Source organism: Cohnella sp. GbtcB17, assembly GCF_019091135.1.
GTDB lineage: Bacteria > Bacillota > Bacilli > Paenibacillales > Paenibacillaceae > Cohnella.
Genome location: NZ_JAGXJW010000033.1, coordinates 1 through 19,960, shown reverse-complemented (window position 1 = coordinate 19,960; position 19,960 = coordinate 1). Strand labels below are relative to the sequence as shown.

Below are 19,960 nucleotides of genomic sequence, written 5' to 3'. Positions count from 1 at the left end.
CTATAACGGGCACAAACGGCGCTTCGCAGGGATCGTTCCCCGCGGAGCGCTGTTGGTCTTTGAGACAAGCGTCGCCGACAGGCTCGGACAATGTTAGAATGCAGAAAAAGGCTTGGCGGCGGGAGGGCGATAAGGTGTTCATCGGGCGCAGATTCGTACACAGTCTTCGCGGGAAGCTGATCCTGGCCGCGCTGTTGTGTCTCCTGCTGCCGGCGAGCTTCACGCTGATCGCCGGAGACTACCTAACGCAGCGCATCGTCAGGGCGCAGGTCGTCGACAACGAGAACAAGTCGCTCGAGCTGACGGAGGTGTATTTGTCGAGCCTCTTCGACAACATGGTCCGCGTCTCCAACGGCATCATGTTCGACAACAATATTGTTTTGGCGTTGAAGGAAAACTGGCAGCGGTACAAGCTGGGGCAAGCCGACCCCGCCCAGGAAGCTTTGGACGCGAAGGACATCGGGCACTTTCTTAGCAGTATCGCATCTACGATGGACAACATTTACGTCACGGTATTGACCGTAGACGGGCATTACTTTACCAATTACCAATTCGATCTGTACGGCGGGGTGACACCGGCCAGCTTTTTGCGGATGCCCTGGATCAAAAGTGTAGACGCGCTGCCGGGATACGAGATTGGCTGGATCGGTCTCGTGAACCAATATACGATGGATGGCAAAGGAACCGAGCCGTACCTGCTTACGATGGCGCGCAACCTGCGGCTGCCCTACGGGACGGATCCTTATGCCTATATTGTTATTAGTATCAGCGAGCGCAAGCTCGGGGAAATTTTTAAGCATGACCTCGGCAGACAGGAGACGATGCTGCTTGACGCGGACGGCCGCATTTTGGCGAGCCGCAACCGGCAGCGCATCGGGCAGACGTTTCCGTTTCCCGACGAAGTGCGTCGGGCGGATACGCCGCTGACCGTACGGTACGAGGGCGAACAGTTTCTGCTCAGCCGGCATGACCTCGATTATGGCGGTTATCGCATCGTCAGCCTGAGACCGTACAAGGAAGCAGTCAGCCAGCTTTACTCCGTGTCGCGTTTAACCTTTGCGGTACAGATTGTGGCGACGCTCGTGTTCCTTATCCTGTTCATTTATATGCTGCGGCAGTTCACCAAGCCGGTCGTGGCGCTCGGCAAGGCGGCCGTCGCGGTCGAGCGCGGCGAGCTCGCGGTCCGCTCGGACGTGCGGGGCAGCGACGAGATCGGCAGGCTGGGCAAGCAATTCGACCAGATGCTGGAGCGCATCGAAGAAATGATCGGAGAGATCCGGGCCGAGCAGCTGCAGAAGCGCAAGGCGGAGCTGGCGATGCTCCAGGCGCAGATCAATCCGCACTTTTTGTTTAACATCCTCAACTCCATCAGGCTGCGGATTTTGCTCAAAGGGGATGCGGAGAACGGCGAACTGCTGGCTTCGCTGTCCGGCTTGCTGCGGCAGACGATTCGCCGGGACGGAGAATATACCTCGCTGCACGAGGAATTGGAAGTGCTGCGGCGATATATGGAGCTGCTGAACTTCAGACAGCAGGAGAAGGCTGCGCTGTTGATCGAAGCGGCCTCGGATACGCTGACGCTGCGACTGCCTCGCTTCTTGCTGCAGCCCGTCATCGAGAATGCCTATATTCACGGCCTTCGCCAGGAAGCGGGTACGATCGTCGTGGAAGTCGTCCGTTGTGAAATGGTGGCAACGCGCGCAGACTTTGAGGCCGCACCGGAGGCGGGTTTGCGAATCGTCGTTCGCGATGACGGAGCGGGGATGTCGGGGGCGACGCTGCAGCGTCTGCGCGCCGAGCTCCGGTCGCAGCGCGGAGCGACGTCGTCCGAGAATACGGCAGGAAGGCTGTCGGGCATCGGCATTGCGAACGTATACGAGCGACTGCAGCTGATTTACGGCGAGCGATGCTCCCTCACGCTGGATAGCGAGGAGGGAGCGGGGACGAGGGTCATCATCGAGATTCCGGCCGAGCCGCCGACATCCCTATAGTCGCCCCCAAGCCGGACAACCTAATTGTTTAAAATGAGAAATGTCGGCAGGCACACCGAGATGCGAAATTGCGGGAGGGGACCCTATGTACTCCGTCATGCTCGTAGACGACGATTATCCGGTACTGGAATACTTAAGCGCATCCATCCCTTGGAAGGAGCTGCATCTGGAGATCCATTCGGCCTGCAAAAATGGAGCGATCGCGCTGGAGCGGGCGCAAGCCGCGCCGCCCGACATCGTCATCACCGATATCGGCATGCCTCAGCTGGACGGCATCGCGCTCATCGGCGAGCTTAAACGGCTGAAACCCGATATTCGCTGCATCATCCTGTCATGCATGGGCGACTTTTCTTATGCGCAGCAAGCCGTTCGTCTGCACGTGGACGATTACGTGCTCAAGGAGACGATGCGGCCGGAGCAAATCGCGGCGCTGCTGCGCAAGCTGTCCGCGCAGCTCGCTGAGGAGAAGGAGCGATCTCGGGAACTCGCCCGTTTGCAGTCTAAAAAAGAAGAGAACGCGATCCTGCTGCGCCAAGGTTTGCTGGACAGAATGACCGCGGAAGGCGGACTGGATCTCTCATGGGCCGACGACGCAGGGGAGGCGGGCATTGGGTTCGAGGGCAAGGTATGGCTGCCTGTATTGGTCGCCCTGAACCGTCTGTCCGAGCTGTCGCGGCGGCTGCCTGACGAGCGCGCCTTGCAGTTGGCGGTCGGGCAAGCGACGGCTGGACTGACGGGCGAGCTGTCCGGCACCGTGCTGCTGCCGCACGGACGGCGGGAGGCGGTGCTGCTGTTCCCTTTTCGCCGCAGTCTCACCGAGCTGAAGGTCGAATCGGTTCGGCCCTCGTTGCGGGCGCTTGGCGAAAGGCTGTCCCGGGAGAGCGGCATCACGGCGACCTTCTTGATCGGCACATCGGCAGCGGCACCCGCAGCGCTCGGGCGGGCGGTCCAACAGCTACTGGCTTCCGGTGGCGGAGGCGGAAGATTTTATCTCCCCGATGAAGGCATCTTCACGCTGGCAGAGCTTCCTTTGTTGGGAGAGGGCGACCTGCACGACGTCTATCCCGAAGCGCTTCAGCACATTCGCGACGCCTTCCTGGAAGAAGACATGGCGCAGCTCGAATCGGCCGTCGGCCACTGGTTGGATCAGGCGCGAGAAAGACGCTGCCATCCCGAGCTGGTCAAAGAATGGACGCTTAAAATTTTGTACGACAACCAGACGCGCTTTGTGGCGCTCCAGCATTATCAGAACGTATTCTCGATGGAAGTGCTGCATCGAACGTTGGGCGACATCGCCACGATTCAAGAGCTTGGAGACTGGATGCTGCAGTTTTTTAAAGAAAAAATGCCGCTGCTCGGCCTGATCTACAAGCAGTCGCGGCGTTCCGAAATACTGCGAGCCCGGCAATACGTCAGCCAGAACATCGGCTCTAAGATAACGCTTGAAGAGGTCGCGGACATGCTTCATATCAACTCAAGTTATTTCAGCCGGCTGTTCAAGCGCGAGACCGGCTACAACTTCATTCAATACGTCACCAGCGCCAAGATGGAACGCGCCAAGGAACTGCTCGCCCGCAGCAACATGAGCGTAGAAGAAGTAGCGGCACGCCTTGGCTACGAAAATAAAAGCTACTTCGCCAAGCTGTTTAAAAAGCATATCGGCGGCACACCGGGCGAATACAGGGGAGACTGAACCTTTAGGCGAGGCACTAAACCTTGTTTGCGCCATTTTAACGATATCCCCTTGAGTCAGGGACAATGCACCCCTCCTGCCCGTTTGAACGATATCCCCCTCGATCAGGGACAATGTACCGTTCTTGCACGTTTGAACGATATCCCCTTGGGTCAGGGAATAGGCACCTACCCTGCGCGTTGAACGATATCCCCTTCGCTCAGGGAAAATGCGCCTACCCTGCATGTTTGAACGATATCCCGTCGGGTCAGGGAGGGAGGCAAGCGGAGGGGCAATCGACGTACAACAGACATTGGCGAGCAATAAGCGTTAAGCTGCAAGAAAATCAGCATGCAAAAACGCTATCAAGCAAGGACCAAATGCCCGCGTTTGTGCGATGCCATTGGCTGATTTCTTATGTAACAGGGCGTATGAGTGACTGTCCTGTTTATTTATCGCTACGTTATCCGATATGCTGCTGGCTGCGAGCGGGGCGCCGGAAAACCCACTTTATCGGCCGGACGCCGGAGCGGGCGCCTACAAGTTCTCGGTAGGTGATCGTCTTGGTGCTGCCGCAGCTGGCGATCAGCTCGGTCAACGCTTCGCTGCGGCATATGCGCCGGAAGCAAAACTCGTTAAGGTACGCTTGCAGATGCTTGGGGCCGATGCCGCCGAAGGTGCGGGCCAGCCAACGCATGGCCTCCCGCCATGCCTGATGAGCCCGGGACTGTCCGTGGTGGCCGGGCTGGAGCAGCTCCGCATGTCCGGAGACTTCGCCGCCGGCGACATGCTTATGCACAAAATGCTTCACGGACTCCTCGCCGCCCGTCCCCCCGCGAACAGCCGGATGGTCTCCCTCGGGACCGTCGACGGCTTTCATTTTTACATGAGAGACATCTCCTGCTCCATCGAGCGAGACGCCGACTACGACCGGCTGTGGACGCAGCTCGCCCTGCACGAGCATGCTGCTGAAATATCGATGGTACTCATAGCCGTAATATTCGCCCAGCAACTGCAGGTCGCCCGTAAGCGGCCGGCCGCGATCCCACTCGCCGACGGCATGGCGCAGCTTATGATTGATCAGCCAGGCGGTCTTGTAGGTCACTTGGATCAGCTCGGCCAACAGCTTGGCGCTGATGCCGATCTGCATCAAGAACATCGCCTGAAACCACTTGGCCAAGGGCGTGCGCGTACCCTCGAGCACCGTGCCTGCCGTCAGCGAAGTCTGGTGAGCGCAGGAGCTGCATTCGAACAGATGGCGTCCGCGGGACGACACTTTGTAATAGTGCGGGTGAGCGCAGCGGGGACAGCGGAATCCGTCGGGCCATTTGGCGGCGAACAGGGCGCCCGCGCAGCCTTCTTCGCTATAGGCCGGGATATAATCCTGAATCGAGAAGCGGCTGGGCAAGCTGATCCCCCCTCAATCGGAACATGTGTTCCTATTATACCGAAAAATTTACAATTCTTCAAGGGTGAGAACGAAGAAATTTGGCGGTCGTGCAGCCTTGATGAAGGGGATAGCGGTGTGGAGCGGATGGGGGGAGTTGAGGCGATGGCTTGAGCGCCGCGCTGCGAGGACGTTCAAGCGCTTAGGGGATAGGCGGCAATAGCCCCTTTCCTGACCGAAGGGGATATCGTTAAAACGGGAAAAACCGACGAATAGGCGCCGGTGTGGAAACGAAATGGACCCAAGCAGGCGACCGCCTATATTAGGCGCTCCGCTTGGGTCTCGCGTTTAATCCGAGAAGATCAGTTTAAAGCGACCAGGTTCCGATAAGCGCCGGGGAACGAATCGGGAATGACGGTCGCTCCCACGGTTTTGGCGTAGAAGCCGATCGCCTCTTCTACCCAGCCGATCACGGCGTAGGCGTAGCCTTCTTCGTGCATGGCGCGCAGCGTTTCGAGCAGCAGCGCTTTGCCGATGCCGAGACCGCGGCACTCCGGCGCCACGCCGGTCGGACCGAAGAAGTTGCGGACGACGGCGTCATAAAGCGCAAAGCCGACGATCTCTTTGTTCCGAATGGCGATGAAGGCATAGGAGGGCAGCCTGCCGAAGGCGCATTCGCACTCGCTGCGCCAGTTTTCGGTGAAGTGCTTTCCGACGAAATCCGCCAGGCGTCCCTTGTCCGCGGTCATGGCGCGTACGATGCGAATGCCCTGTTTCTCGAGTGCGGCGAGTGCTTCCCGGCCGTCCGGAAGGTCGTATAGTTTCACCAGCATATCAGGCATGTCGCGCCCCCTCCTCTGGATCGTCGAGTCGTCGTCGTTCGCCCGAGGCGGCTTCGGCAGCGGATACGATCGCCTGCAGCTTCTCCTCGTACAGTCCGAAGCGGTAAAAGCGCGAAGCGATGAACAATTCCGCCATGGCCGGCGGCAGCAGCGGTTCGATCGCTTGACGCATGGCGATTTGCGCCGCTTCGAGGGCGGCGTAGCCGGTGCGGTGCTTGTCTTTGAGACTCGTCAGCACCTCTTCGCCCGGGTACAGCTCGCCTCTGAACAAAAACGTATAAAGCGGCAGCCTGCGCTTGGCCGGCATCTCGTACTGGATCATCGCCGCGATCAGCTCGGCGACCGGCCGATTGAGGGCGATATCGGGCAGCAGCTCGGGCACGAGCTGGTAGTAGTCCCCGATCTCATAGCCGTCGGCCGCGGATGCAGCATCGTCCATGCCGTGATATTGCGAGAGAAACCGCGCGAGATAGGTTTCCGGATCGGCACGGCGGTTCCAGCATTGATCGGCCGAAAAGAAGGCGGGGTAGCGCGACGTCTCGAACAGGCCGTAGGGACTGCCGAGCGCGAAGGGCGCCGACCAGTTCGTGCCGATGACGCCCGGCAACTGCTCGATCTCGGCGAGTTCGGTCCAGCGCATAATGTTGGCCACACGGTTGCGGATGACCGGGTAGTTCTGGTCCCCTTCGTCGTCCCAGCAGCGTACCGAGGAAGCGCCGATGACGGACAAGCCGGCACGCCTGAGCTTGCCGATCATATCGAGCGCGTCCCGCTTCATGCGGTGGCCGCCGTAGATCCAGACGACGACGGTCACCTCGGGATCGAGCGCGGATAGCTCTTCATGCGAGGCGTGCATCAGCATGTCGTGCCAGATCATCGGCCGCTTGCCGAGCTCGCGGACGCGGGCGGCGAGCCGATTAACGAATGCGATGAAGGAAGCCTCTCGCGTCATGCCGGAGGCGCGGCAATCCGGGCATTCGCCGAGACTCCACACCTCGTCGCAGCCCATGTGGAGGTAGCGGCTGTCCGGGTGCAGCGCGGCCACGTCTTCGAGGATGCCCGCCATCATCTCGTACGCGCCCGGGCGGTGCGGGCACAGCTCGCCGACACTGTCGGGCGTTTCGCGAAGCGCGATATAAGCGGGATGCTTGAGAATGAATTCCAGATGACCGAACGACTGCTGCTTCGGTATGACCTCGATGTAGTGGTCGCGGCAGGTCCGGAGCAGGAGCGCATGCTCCGCTTCCGTCATGGCGAGCTCGGGATGGCGCAGAAAGGCATGGCGGCCGAACGGCAGCTTGTCCTCGTATTCGACGACAAGCGTATTGAGCTTGTAATCGGACATCTCCGCGATATACTTCAGCAGGTTGGGAAACGCAGGATAAACCGTTCGAAGATCCAAATAGTCGCTGCGAAGGGGCAAGTCGGCCCAATCGGCAATTTCGACTGCGGGCAGCGGGGCGTATCTGCGCATCAGCTGAAGCAGCGTTTTCAGGCCGTAGTACAGACCTGTCGCCTCGCGGGCGTGCAGCGACAAGCCGCCGTCTCCGATGTGCAGCACATAACCGTCGTGATGCCCGTCGAGGCGCTCGACCGCCGCGCGGCGAAGCGGCAGGCCTTCGGACAGAAGCGCGTATGTCCCGGGCGACGTCTCTGCTGCGACTTGCGTTTCGCCGAACAGCTCGCGCGCAAGTCGCAGCAGCCTGTCGTCGGACTGCGGCATGAGCAGCTTGACGCGCATGCCGGCCAGAGGGGCGGGCAACGGCGGCCGATGATCGTCTCCGTCTTCGGACAGCAGCCGCACATATTGCGGTTGCGGGATCAGGTCTAGCTTCATGACGATTCCTCCCGAACATTCGTTGGTAGACAGCGTAGACGCATGTTTTCCGAGCCGGCGTCCCCTGGAGCGGAGGGCAGCGGCGCTCCTGTCGCTAGAGCCATCTCACGCGGCCCTTGAACCGGTCGATGAACCGGTTGTTCCATTCGTCTCCGCCCGGGGCGTTCGCGCTCCGCCACACTGGCACCTCGATCCCTTTTTCCGCAAGAAGCGCGGCAGTCGTCATCATAAGCGAGTTCAGCAGAAAAGCGTTGGCGAACGTGGACGTCGACCCCATCCGCGGCTCCAGCCCCAGGATCGGCAAGGCGGAATCGCCTGGCTTCACTTTGCTGTCCAAGTAATAGTCGCAAGCTTCGTATAAATTAAGCCGGGAAGGATGGCGCGCCGGATGGTCTTTGGGGGTCGCATCGGCATGGCCGACCGACGTGACGGCTATCGTGACGACGCCTCTGCGCTTCGCCTCCAGCGCTGCATCGATGCAGGCGGTATTGATGCCGTAGGCGTTGGCGACAATCAGGATGTCGCCCGGCCCGAGTCGATTGTCTTCGATGACGAGCTTGCCGTAGCCCGGCGTGCGCTCGACGGCCATTGACCGCAGCGCGCCATTGGAGATCATCGTGCCTTCGTCAAGGATGGCACTGATGTGCATCAAGCCGCCGGCCCGGAAAAAAATTTCCGTGGCGTTCATATTGGAGTGTCCGCCGGGGCCGTACAAGTAGACGAGCTTATCCTCCGCGATATGATCGGCCAGCAGGCCGGCCACCTCCAGCAGGCGGTCGCGAGGCTCGCTGCGTATCTCTTCGAGAAGCTCCGTGATGTACGTCAGGTAAGCCCCCATGATGTCGTCCTGCGCGGACAGCGGTCGCTGGTTCATTTTGATAGCCTCCCTTTCAAAATAAAATGCGGATAAATTGCGGCAATCTTTATCCGGCGCGAGAGCCCGGCGCGTATCGTTCGGAATGGCACGCGCCCGGCTTCCCGCAGCCGTTCCTATCATCAATTCCCTCCTTTACGGGGTTCGTCTTAATCGGCTCGCCGGTAGCCGTAGCTGTCCGTATCCGCGTATAGCATGCAGCTTTCGTGCCGACGCAGCGCGCTGGCCGGACAAGACTCCTCGATCGGGCCGTGGACTGCGCGGAGTACCGCTTGGCGCTTGCGTCGTCCGGGCACGATGCATAGGACATGCATGGCGGACATTAAGGCGGGGATGGTCATCGTCAGCGCATGCGTCGGCACGCGCGCAAGCGAGTCGAAGCATCCGTCGTTGACCTGCTGAAGCCGGCAATCCGTATCGAGCTCGACGGCTTTGACCCAGTGCGGATCGTCAAAGTCGGCGACCGGCGGGTCGTTGAAGGCCAGGTGGCCGTTCTCTCCGATGCCGAGACAGACGATATCGATCGGGGCTTCGCGGAGAAGCGCCTCGTATCGAAGCGCTTCCTTCGTCGCGTCTTCGCAAGGGTTCATGAGATGGACGCGTCCGGGGCGGACCTTGTCGAACAACCGCTCGTTCAGGTATCGCGCGAACCGCTGCGGAGCGTCGGCAGGCAGGTCCAGGTACTCGTCCATGTGGAAGGCGGTGACGCGGCTCCAATCGATATCGGGCTGTGCGGCCAGCGCGTCGAGAAATTCGTTCTGCGAGGGCGCCGCCGCGAACACGACGCGAGCGCTGCGGCCGACCGCCAGCAGCGCTCGCAGCTTGCCGGCGAAGTCGTCGCAAGCCGCTTGGCCGAGCTGAAGCCTGTCCGCAAATACCTGCGTGCGAAGGTTGTCCTTTAACAGAGAATAGACGGGTAATAGCATGGACTGACTCACAGTTGCGTTTTCCTCCATTTCCATACAGTTAATTGCTCTTTCACTATAGCAAGGCGGTTCAAAAAAAATTTGACCGTTACCGGGCCTGATTTGACCGATCGGAAAGGGGCGGCGCGGCTGAACGGTGTCGGTTAACGATGCGGCTACAGGGTAAATATAACAATCGCAGCCCGCTGAACCGGTGGGCTGCCCACGATGGGGAGGGAAATGACGGATGGATAAAACGTTGGGCGATCTGACGAACCCGACCGTAGACGAGCTCGAAGGGCTGTCGGGCGTTCATCCCGGCGACAGACGGGTTCATTCGAAAGGCATCTGCTGCCGTGCCGTGTTCAAGCCGAGCGGATTGGCGGCCGGGCTTACGACCGCGAGACATTTGAGCGATCGGGGCGGGGAGGTGGAGGCGATCGTCCGCTTTTCGGGCAGCTCGTCCGATCCTTCGCTCTCCGATCTGCTGTCGCCGGGTAAAGGGATGGCCGTCCGTTTCATGCCGACGGACCGCGACGCTGCGGTGCTGACGGCCGTCAACGTCCCGGTTTTTTTCGCCAAGACGCCGGCTTCGTTCCTCGACCTTATAAAGGAAGCGAACCGTTTGAAGGGAGGCGGCATTGAAGCGATCGCCGCCGCAGCGGAGCTGGCCGCTCACTTCCCGGAGGCGCGTCATGCGATGGCGCATATCGGCAAGCTGCGGCCGCCGGCGAGCTACGGCACTTGCCGGTACTACGCCATCCATGCTTTCCTGCTTGTCGACCGGGAAGGGAAGCGCCGGCCGGCCAAGTTCGAGTGGCTGCCGGAGATCGGCGTCGAGTCGCTGTCGATCGGAAAGCTGAAGTCGCTGCCCGCGGACTATCTGGAGCGCGACGCGGCCGAGCGATTAAAGAAAGCGCCGTTTCGCTTTCGTTTACATATCGTCCTGGGGCGGGAGAGCGATCCGACGGACGATCCTACCCTGCCTTGGCCCGACGACCGGGAACGGATCGAAGCCGGTGTTCTGGAGGTCACGGATGTTATCGCGGAGCCGGACGGCCTGGTGATGGATCCGACGGTCACGGGAACGGGCATCGAGCCGACGGACGATCCGATTCTCCATTTCCGCAGTCCCGTGTACCGGGAATCGATGCGAAGGCGAAGCCGCGGCGAATAAGCGGACGGTGCGGGCCGGTTCGGCTCGCGCCGCTTTTTGATTGTTATGCGCTTTCATTGACGGATAAACGCTTTCACATTTAAACTGTAGTTTAAACTCACAGGACAAGGGGCCATGAAAAGATGAAGAAAAGAATTTGGGCATCGGCGCTTCTCTCGCTCGCCATGCTGGCGACCGCGGGCTGCGGCGCGAAAGGCAACGCCAACAACGATAACGGAGCGGCCAGCCCGTCGGCATCGCCGTCGGCCAGCGCTTCCGCGAGCGCAAGCGCATCCGCGCCAGCAGACGACAAGACCTACTCGATCGCGATCTCGCAGATCGTCGAGCACCCGTCGCTGGACGCGACGCGCGAAGGCTTCATCGCCGCGCTGAAGGACGCCGGCCTCGAGGAAGGCAAAAACCTCAAGATTTCGCTGAACAACGCGCAAGGCGACCAGAACACGAACCTGTCGATCGGCCAGAAGATCGCTTCGGAAAAGTACGATCTCGTCTTCGGCATCGCGACGCCGTCGGCGGTCGCGCTGGCCCAGTACGTGAAAAATACGCCGATTTTGTTCGCCGCCGTCACCGATCCGCTCGACGCCAAGCTGGTCACGAACCTGGACAAGCCGGGCGCCAACATCTCCGGCATCTCCGATACGAACCCGGTCGCGGTGCAGCAGCTGATGGACTTCATCGCTTCCGATTTTCCGAACGTGAAGAAGGTCGGCCTCGTCATCAACGAAGGCGAATCGAACGCCGTCGTCATGGCGAAGAACGCCGAAGAGCAGCTCAAGAAGCACAATATCGAGCTGGTTAAGGCGCCGGTCACGAACACGTCCGAAGTGAAGCAGGCAGCCGAGTCGCTCGTAGGCCGCGCGGACGCGCTGTTCATCACGCTGGACAACACGGTTGTGAGCAGCGTCGACGCCATCATCAAGGTGGCCAACGACAACCACCTGCCGTTCTTCTCCAGCGACCGCGATACGGTCGAGAAGGGCGCATTCGCCACCTACGGCTTCAAGTATTACGACCATGGCTACCAAGCCGGCCAGATGGCCGTCGAAGTGCTGAAGAACGGCGCCAACATCGGCGACATGAAGGTCGGCATGCAGGAGAAGCTCGACCTGATCCTGAACCTGAAGGCCGCCGAAGCGCAAGGCATCACGGTGACGGACGACATGAAGAGCAAGGTGCAGGACCCGACCAACAACATTATCCAATAGGAGTAGGTGTCGTCATTGATCCATTCCCTGACCGGCGCAGTCGAGCTTGGCTTCATGTATGCCTTGATGGCGCTCGGGGTGTACATCACGTATCGCATCCTGGATTTCCCCGACCTGACCGTAGACGCCAGCTTCACGACGGGAGCCGGCATCGCCGCGGTGATGATCTCGCACGGCCAAGCGCCGTGGCTCGCGACGCTCGCGGCCTTCGGCGGCGGTCTGGCGGCGGGCGTCTGCACCGGCCTGCTGCATACCAAGGGCAAGGTCAACGGCCTGCTCGCGGGCATTATCATGATGATCGCGCTGTACACGATCAACATACGGATCATGGGCAAGCCGAACATCTCGCTGCTGAATACGGACACGCTGTTCTCCGGCGTCGCTTCGCATGAGTGGCACGATTTCCGCCTCGCGTACATCGCCGTCCTGCTCGTCGTCGCGATCGTCGTCAAGCTGCTGCTCGACGCGTTTCTGCACACGGATCTCGGGCTCGCGCTTCGCGCGACCGGGGACAACAAGCGCATGATCCGCAGCTTCGGCTCCAACACGGACCTGACGACGATCCTCGGCGTCAGTCTGTCCAACGGTCTCGTCGCGCTGTCCGGCGCGCTGATCGCGCAGGACGGCGGCTCCGCCGACATCTCCATGGGCATCGGCATGATCGTCATCGGGCTCGCCTCCGTCATCATCGGGGAAGCGCTGCTCGGGCCGAAGCGCGTTTTCTGGGCGACGCTCGCCGTCGTGATCGGCTCCCTGGCGTACCGAATCGTCTTCGCGCTGGCCTTGCGCGCCGAGTTTTTGCATCTGAAGGCGACTGACCTTAAGCTGATCACCGCCGTCATCGTCATCCTGGCGCTCGTCATCCCGACGGTGAGCCGATCGGCTAAGCAGAAGCAGCAAGCCAAACGGCGCACGGCAGAGCTGGCGGCCGGCATGCGCGGCAAGGGGGCGATCTGATGCTGGAGCTCAATCAAGTATCCAAGCTGTTCAACCCCGGGACGGCGGACGAGAAAATCGCGCTCATGGACATCAACCTGAAGCTGAACGAAGGCGACTTCGTCACGGTCATCGGCAGCAACGGGGCAGGCAAGTCGACGCTGATGAACATCATCTCGGGCGTCATGCAGCCCGATATCGGTGATGTCCGGATCGGCGGACAATCCGTCGCATCGAAATCCGAGGCCGAGCGCAGCAAGTGGATCGGGAGGGTATTCCAGGATCCGATGGCGGGCACGGCGCCTAACATGACGATCGAGGAAAATCTGTCGATGGCCTATGCGCGCGGCAAGCCGCGAGGGTTCGGCTGGGCGGTGACGGGACGCAAGCGGGCCCTTTTCAAGGAGGAGCTAAAGCGTCTCGGCATCGGCCTGGACGCGAGACTACGCGCCAAAGTCGGGTTGCTCTCGGGCGGCGAGCGGCAGGCGCTCAGCCTGCTGATGTCCACGTTCACGCGTCCGGGCATCCTGCTGCTCGACGAGCACACGGCCGCGCTCGATCCGGCTCGCGCGGAGCTGATCACCCGCCTCACCGAGGAGATCGTCCGCAGCATGAAGCTGACGACGCTCATGGTCACACACAACATGGAGCAGGCCATCCGTCTGGGCAACCGGCCCATCATGATGGACAAGGGCCGCATCATCCTCGACATCCCGCCCGAGCGCAAGCAGGACTTGACCGTGCAGAAGCTGCTCGGCGAGTTCGAACGCATCAGCGGCCACAAGCTGGCTGACGATCGGGTGGTTCTGGGCTAAGTAAAAAAAGCAATGGCGAAGCGGATGACCGCTTCGCTTTTTCTTTTATGTGATGGGAACATCTCCCTTGTGGACGTTACCTCCCTGTGCCATGCCGTTGCAACCGCGCATTCCGCTGCTACAGCGCCCCCAAGTTCGCTCCAGCCCCGTTGTAACCGCACATTCCATCGTTACAGCGCCACCTTCCCGCTGCATCCGCACAATCCGCTGCTACAGCGGCCCAAAGTGCGCCCAGCCCCGTTGTAACCGTGTTTTCCGTTGCTACAGCCACCCCAAGTTCGTTTCAGCCCCGTGTAACCGCACATTCCGCTGCTACAGCGCCACCATCGTCGTTGCTCCGCATTTTTCACTGGCGCGTCCCCGCGTCCCGAAGCTTCCCTGCCTATATTTGCAATAAATCACGCGAAATCGCGCCCGAACGTGCCAGAACGCGATAATGCAAGAGCCGCTTGCTTGTAACCGCTCTCTTGAGGCGTTAACCGCCCGCGGCGCTGTTTCATCTCAATCGGCGGCGGTTTACATGGAGAAGGAACGTGACGTATGATTCAATTCGTGATTCAACATCCTAATCGCTGAATCCCGCGGGAGCGGGAACGGGGGAACCAACCGGGTGCCGCGCATGCGCGCCCAGGGGTGAATCGCTTGGCTATGCCAGGCGTAGGGCTGCTTGCCGAGCCCGAATCCGACAGCTAACCTCGCAAGCGTCCGGAAGAGGAACCTGCGCCGCTATTCGCGTACGAATAAGCTGCGGGAGATCCTTTCCTGCGGCTTTTTTTGATGCGCCGAACCGGTGTCGGAACAGCAAAGGAGATAACCCCATGGTCAGCAAAGTAAAACGATTACTGATCGGCAGGCCCATGAAGAGCGCGGAGATCGAAGGCGCGAAGCTCGGGAAATTCAAAGCGCTCGCCGTCCTGTCGTCGGACGCCTTATCCTCGGTCGCGTACGGCACGGAGCAGATTCTGCTCGTGCTCATGGCGGCGGGCTTTGCGGCCGTCTGGTACTCGGTGCCGATCTCGCTGGCGGTGCTCGGACTTTTATTTATTCTTATTCTGTCTTATCGCCAGACCATATACGCTTATCCGGCAGGCGGCGGCGCGTACATCGTGGCCAAGGACAATCTCGGCGTCTCGACGGGACTGCTGGCAGGCGGCTCGCTGCTGGTCGACTATATATTGACCGTCGCGGTCAGCTCGTCCGCAGGGACGGACGCCATCACGTCGGCTTTCCCGTCGTTGCACGAACATCGCGTCCTGATCGCGCTCATCATTATACTGATCCTCACCCTCATGAACCTCCGCGGCGTGACCGAGTCCGCTTCGGTACTCGCCACGCCGATCTACCTGTTCGTCGTCGCCATCTTCGTGCTGATCGCCGTGGGCATCGTCAAGTACGCGACGGGCGGCGCTCCCGCGCACGTGCCTGAGTTCGGCGCCGCGGTGTCCAACGTCAGCCTTTTCCTGCTCCTCAAGGCGTTCAGCTCGGGCTGCTCCGCGCTTACGGGCGTCGAAGCGGTGTCCAATGCCATCCCCAACTTCAAAAAGCCTGCCGAGCGCAACGCCGCAGCGACCTTGATCATGATGGGCACGATCCTGGGCGCGATGTTCATCGGCATCAGCCTGCTCGCTTACTGGTATGGCGTGGCGCCAGACGAGAAGCAGACCGTCGTCTCGCAGATCGCCGAATCGACCTTCGGGCGGGGCGCCATTTATTACGTCATCCAGGCGCTGACCGCGCTCATCCTTGTCCTTGCGGCGAATACGGCGTATTCCGCGTTTCCGCTTCTCGCATTTATGCTGGCCAAGGACAAATACATGCCGCACGCCTTCATGGTTCGCGGCGACCGTCTGGGCTACTCCAACGGCATCATCTTTCTCGGCGTATTCTCGGCCTTGCTGGTCATCATTTTCCACGGCAATACGGAAAATCTGATCCCGCTCTACGCGGTCGGCGTCTTCATCCCGTTCACGCTGTCGCAGCTGGGGATGATGGTCCGCTGGATCAAGCTGCGCCCGCAGGGCTGGACGACGCGCCTCGCGGTCAACACGATCGGCATGCTCACGACGCTCAGCATTACGCTCATCTTTATTTTCACCAAGTTCACGCACGTATGGATGGTGTTCGTTTTCCTGCCGATCGTCATGTGGACCTTCTTCGCCATCGCGCGCCACTACCGCAATACGGCCGACGAGCTCCGCATCGATCCGACGAAGGAAAAGCCGTGCATCAAAGGCAGCACGATCGTCGTGCCGGTCGCCGGCGTCACCCGCGTCGTCATGAACTCGCTCAGCTACGCCAAGTCGCTCACCGACAACGTGGTCGCCGTCTACGTCGGCTTCGACGATGAGGAGATCGAGCGCATGGAGAAAAGGTGGGCCGACTGGGATCCGGGCGTTCGGCTCATCACGCTGAGATCGAGCTACCGAAGCATCATCCGGCCGATCATGAAGTTCATCGATACGATCGAGTGGAAAACCGCGGAGACCGACCATATCACCGTCCTCATCCCGCAGTTCATCGCGAAGCACTGGTGGCAGCATATTTTGCACAATCAGTCGAGCCTGCTGCTCCGTGCCTACCTGTACAATCAGAAGGATGTCATCATCGCGACCGTGCCTTACCATTTAAGGCGATAACGTTCGTCACATGCATTCAATCCGTCTCGTCCGCCATGATGCGGGCGGGTCTTTTTTTATGTCGCGGCTCGCCCGCCTCGGCTGTATCGTAATTCCGCACACACATCCCATAGGAATGTACATCGTCGCGATTATTGTAAGCGCTTATAATTTGATATGGAAGCATCATCCATACCAGGGAGGGAGGGCGCCGCAACTAACTTGAACGAGGTTGCTGATCAGCCGCTTGGCTTAAGTCGGAAGGGATCGGAAAAGTCGCGTTATCCATTTATAAGAGGAGGCAGATCATGTTCATGAAACTGCAGACGGGGAAACGGAAGCCGTGGACGGCTTCTTTGCTGGCTCTTGCGCTGATGGCCGGACTGCTTGCCAACCTGACCGGGCTTCAAGCATCCAGGGCTTATGCAGACGGCCCGAATCTGGCGGCCAACAAACCGGTGACCGCAAGCTCGTACGCGGATGTGTACCAGGCGGGCAATGCCGTGGACGGCAACGCCGGCACCTATTGGGAGAGCGCGAACAATGCATCTCCGCAATGGATCCGGGTCGACCTGGGGGCGTCCTCCACGGTCAATCAAGTCGTGTTGAAGCTGCCGTCCGGATGGGGCACGCGCTCGCAGACACTGTCCGTGCAGGGCAGCCTGAACGATTCGACATACAGCACGCTCGCGTCGTCTGCGTCGTATTCGTTTAACCCGGCGACCGGCAATACGGTGACGATCAGCTTCGCCGCAGCCGGCGCGCGTTACGTCAAAGTCAACTTCACGGCTAATAGCGCTTGGCCGGCCGGCCAGGTCTCGGAGCTAGAGGTGTACGGCACCGTCACGCCGCCGGCTAACAACGTATACGAAGCCGAAGCCGCGGCGCTGTCCGGCGGCGCCAAGGTGAACACGGACCACCCGGGGTATACGGGGACTGGATTTGTCGACGGCTACTGGACGCAGGGCGCCCAGACACAGTTCACCGTCAATGCCGCAGCCGCAGGCAACTATGCGGTCGCGCTCAAGTACGGCAACGCGAACGGCGCGGCCAGAACGCTGAGCGTCTACGTAAACGGTGCGAAGGTCAAGCAGACGACGCTTGCCAATCTCGCCAATTGGGACACTTGGGGAACGCAGTCCGAGACGTTTGCGCTGAACGCGGGCAGCAACACGATTGCCTATAAGTACGATACAACCGACTCCGGCAACGTCAACCTGGACCAAATCGCGCTGACCGCGGTGTCGGCGACGCCGACGCCGACGGCGACCCCGACGGCAACGCCACCCGCGACGCCAACGGCCACCCCGACGGCGACGCCGACCGCAACGCCTACGGCCACGCCAACCTCTACGCCGCCGCCAACCGGCTCCAACCTGGCGCAGGGCAAGCCGATTACCGCCTCTTCGGTCAATTGGACCTATGTGGCAGCCAACGCCAACGACGGCAATACGGCGACGTATTGGGAGAGCAATACAAACAGCTATCCGGCCACGCTGACCGTCTCGCTGGGCGCCAACGCCAGCGTCTCGCAGATCGTGGTCAAGCTGAATCCGGACAGCGCCTGGGCGACGCGTACGCAGACGATTCAGGTGCTGGGCCGCGATCAGAACGGCACTTCGTTCAACAACCTGGTCTCGTCCGCGCAATATACGTTTAACCCGGCGACCGGCAACACGGTCACGATCCCGGTCAGCGCCACCGCCAGCGACGTGCAGCTGAAATTCACGGCGAACACGGGCGCTTCGGGCGGACAGGTCGCCGAGTTCCAGGTGATCGGCGTGCCTGCGCCGAATCCCGACCTCACCGTGACGGGCCTGTCCTGGACGCCGGCCGCGCCGGTCGAGACGGACAGCGTCAGCCTGACGGCAACCGTGAAAAATGCCGGCACGCTGGCCTCCGCTGCGACGACCGTCAACTTCTACCTCGGTACGACCAAGGTAGGGACGGCGAATGTCGGCGCGCTGGCGGCAGGTGCCCAGGCGAACGTTACGGCTAGCATAGGCACGAAGGACGCAGGCAGCTACGCCGTCTCCGCCAAGGTCGACGAAGACAACGCCGTCATCGAGCAGAACGAGAACAACAACAGCTACGCTGCCGCTTCCAACCTGACGGTCAGCCCGGTTCAGAGCTCGGACCTGGTCGCCACGTCGGTCAGCTGGAGCCCGAGCAATCCGGCTGCGGGCAATGCGACCAACTTCTCCGTCATCCTGAAAAATCAGGGCACGATCGCATCGGCCTCCGGCGCGCACGCGGTCACGCTGACGCTGACGGACGCCACGACCAATGCAGTCGTGAAGACGCTGACCGCCAGCTACACCGGCACGCTCACCGCGGGCGCATCCAGCCCGTCTCTTGCGCTCGGCAGCTGGACCGCGGCGAACGGCAAATACAACGTCAAAATCCAGATCGCAGCCGACGGCAATGAGCTGCCGGTCAAGCAGGCGAACAACGTGTCCACGCAGCCGCTGTTCGTCGGACGCGGCGCAAACGTGCCGTCCGACATGTACGTGGCCGAGGACGGCACGATCGGCGGCGGCGCAGCCGTCGTCGGGCCGAACCGCAATATCGGCGACCTCGCCGGCGAAGCATCCGGCCGCAAGGCGGTCACGCTGAATTCGACCGGCAGCTACGTACAGTTCACGACCAAGGCGAGCACCAATACGCTCGTCGCCCGCTTCTCCATCCCCGATGCGCCGGGCGGCGACGGCATCAACGCGACGCTGAACGTCTACGTCAATGGCACGTTCGCCAAGGCGATCGACCTGTCGTCCAAGTACGCCTGGCTGGACGGCTCCGAGACCGCGCCGGGCAACAGCCCGGGCTCCGGCGCGCCGCGCCACATTTATGACGAGGCGAACCTGATGTTCGATACGACGATCCCGGCCGGCAGCACGATCCGCCTTCAGAAGGACGCGGCCAACACGACGAGCTACGCCATCGACTTCATCAGCCTCGAGCAGGTGTCGCCGGTCGCCAATCCCGACCCGGCCAAGTACGTCGGGCCGGCGGGCTTCACGCACCCGGGCGTGCAGAACGCGCTCGACAAAGCGCGGATGGACACGACCGGCACGTACGTCGGCGTCTACCTGCCGCCAGGCACGTACACGACGTCAAATAAGTTCCAAGTATATGGCAAGCCGATCAAGGTAATCGGCGCCGGCCCATGGTATACGCGCTTCGTCGCACCGTCGAACCAGACCAATACCGACATCGGCTTCTCGGCGACGTCCACGGCGAACGGCTCTTCTTTTGCCATCTTCGCCTTCTTCGGCAACTCCACGTCCCGCATCGTCGGGCCGGGCAAGGTGTACGACTTCTCGAACGACGCCAACATGACGATCGACAACATCTGGACCGAGCACATGGTATGCATGTACTGGGGCGCGAACACGGACTACGTGACGATCAAAAACTCGCGCATCCGCAACACGTTCGCCGACGGCATCAACATGACCAACGGCAGCACGAACAATCTGATCTCCAACAACGAGGCGCGCGCGACCGGCGACGACAGCATCGCGTTGTTCTCGGCGATCGATGCGGGCGGCGCGGACGAGAAGGACAACATTTTCGAAAACCTGACGTCCATCCTCACCTGGCGCGCGGCCGGTCTCGCGGTGTACGGCGGGTATGCGAACACGTTCCGCAACATTTATATCGCGGATACGCTCTGCTACTCGGGCATCACGATCAGCTCGCTC

13 protein-coding genes and 1 riboswitch are annotated in these 19,960 nt (G+C 60.9%); of the genes, 8 read left to right on the top strand and 5 right to left on the bottom strand.

All coding sequences use genetic code 11. The features are described from left to right. The first annotated feature begins 59 nt into the window (after positions 1-59). Both KVT38_RS18560 and KVT38_RS18555 read left to right on the top strand, forming a co-directional pair. On the top strand, positions 60-1,991 hold the full coding sequence (locus KVT38_RS18560; protein WP_217595240.1) for a cache domain-containing sensor histidine kinase: 1,932 nt from the start codon (positions 60-62) through the stop codon (positions 1,989-1,991). 85 nt (positions 1,992-2,076) lie between these two features. Then, the gene (locus KVT38_RS18555) at positions 2,077-3,684 is read left to right on the top strand and encodes a helix-turn-helix domain-containing protein (protein ID WP_217595239.1); all 1,608 of its coding nucleotides are present in this window, start codon (positions 2,077-2,079) and stop codon (positions 3,682-3,684) included. Between the two features lie 442 nt (positions 3,685-4,126). On the opposite strand, the gene KVT38_RS18550 is transcribed toward KVT38_RS18555, so the two are convergent. The 5 genes from KVT38_RS18550 to KVT38_RS18530 all read right to left on the bottom strand — a co-directional run bounded on the left by KVT38_RS18550 (position 4,127) and on the right by KVT38_RS18530 (position 9,541). Further along, a complete protein-coding gene (locus KVT38_RS18550) occupies positions 4,127-5,071 on the bottom strand; it encodes a transposase (RefSeq protein WP_217595238.1) in 945 nt (314 codons plus the stop codon). 341 nt (positions 5,072-5,412) lie between these two features. Next, entirely contained in the window at positions 5,413-5,892 is a 480-nt protein-coding gene (locus KVT38_RS18545) for a GNAT family N-acetyltransferase (RefSeq protein WP_217595237.1), read from the bottom strand. Beyond that, a complete protein-coding gene (locus KVT38_RS18540; protein WP_217595236.1) occupies positions 5,885-7,729 on the bottom strand; it encodes a family 20 glycosylhydrolase in 1,845 nt (614 codons plus the stop codon). The genes KVT38_RS18545 and KVT38_RS18540 overlap by 8 nt, the downstream gene beginning before the upstream one ends. A gap of 94 nt (positions 7,730-7,823) precedes the next feature. Beyond that, the gene (locus KVT38_RS18535) at positions 7,824-8,603 is read right to left on the bottom strand and encodes a sugar isomerase domain-containing protein (RefSeq protein WP_217595235.1); all 780 of its coding nucleotides are present in this window, start codon (positions 8,601-8,603) and stop codon (positions 7,824-7,826) included. Positions 8,604-8,752: 149 nt separating this feature from the next. Continuing rightward, a complete protein-coding gene (locus tag KVT38_RS18530; protein ID WP_368859123.1) occupies positions 8,753-9,541 on the bottom strand; it encodes a glucosamine-6-phosphate deaminase in 789 nt (262 codons plus the stop codon). A 214-nt stretch (positions 9,542-9,755) separates the two neighbouring features. On the opposite strand from KVT38_RS18530, the gene KVT38_RS18525 reads away from it, so the two are divergent. From KVT38_RS18525 to KVT38_RS18500, 6 genes are all read left to right on the top strand, one after another. Then, positions 9,756-10,685, top strand: coding sequence for a catalase (locus tag KVT38_RS18525; protein WP_217595234.1), 930 nt, complete (start codon positions 9,756-9,758; stop codon positions 10,683-10,685). A 122-nt stretch (positions 10,686-10,807) separates the two neighbouring features. Beyond that, positions 10,808-11,890 carry an ABC transporter substrate-binding protein gene (locus KVT38_RS18520; RefSeq protein ID WP_217595233.1) on the top strand — a complete coding sequence of 361 codons (1,083 nt, stop codon included), beginning with the start codon at positions 10,808-10,810 and terminating at the stop codon, positions 11,888-11,890. Between the two features lie 6 nt (positions 11,891-11,896). Further along, the gene (locus tag KVT38_RS18515) at positions 11,897-12,847 is read left to right on the top strand and encodes an ABC transporter permease (RefSeq protein ID WP_483298181.1); all 951 of its coding nucleotides are present in this window, start codon (positions 11,897-11,899) and stop codon (positions 12,845-12,847) included. Continuing rightward, the gene (locus KVT38_RS18510) at positions 12,847-13,641 is read left to right on the top strand and encodes an ABC transporter ATP-binding protein (protein ID WP_217595232.1); all 795 of its coding nucleotides are present in this window, start codon (positions 12,847-12,849) and stop codon (positions 13,639-13,641) included. The genes KVT38_RS18515 and KVT38_RS18510 overlap by 1 nt, the downstream gene beginning before the upstream one ends. 560 nt (positions 13,642-14,201) lie before the next feature. Then, positions 14,202-14,360, top strand: a riboswitch (cyclic di-AMP (ydaO/yuaA leader). Positions 14,361-14,459: 99 nt separating this feature from the next. Continuing rightward, positions 14,460-16,277 carry an APC family permease gene (locus tag KVT38_RS18505; RefSeq protein ID WP_217595231.1) on the top strand — a complete coding sequence of 606 codons (1,818 nt, stop codon included), beginning with the start codon at positions 14,460-14,462 and terminating at the stop codon, positions 16,275-16,277. Between the two features lie 287 nt (positions 16,278-16,564). Next, positions 16,565-19,960, top strand: a 3,396-nt coding sequence (locus KVT38_RS18500; RefSeq protein ID WP_217595230.1) for a galactose-binding domain-containing protein, incomplete at its 3' end; no start/stop codon positions are given.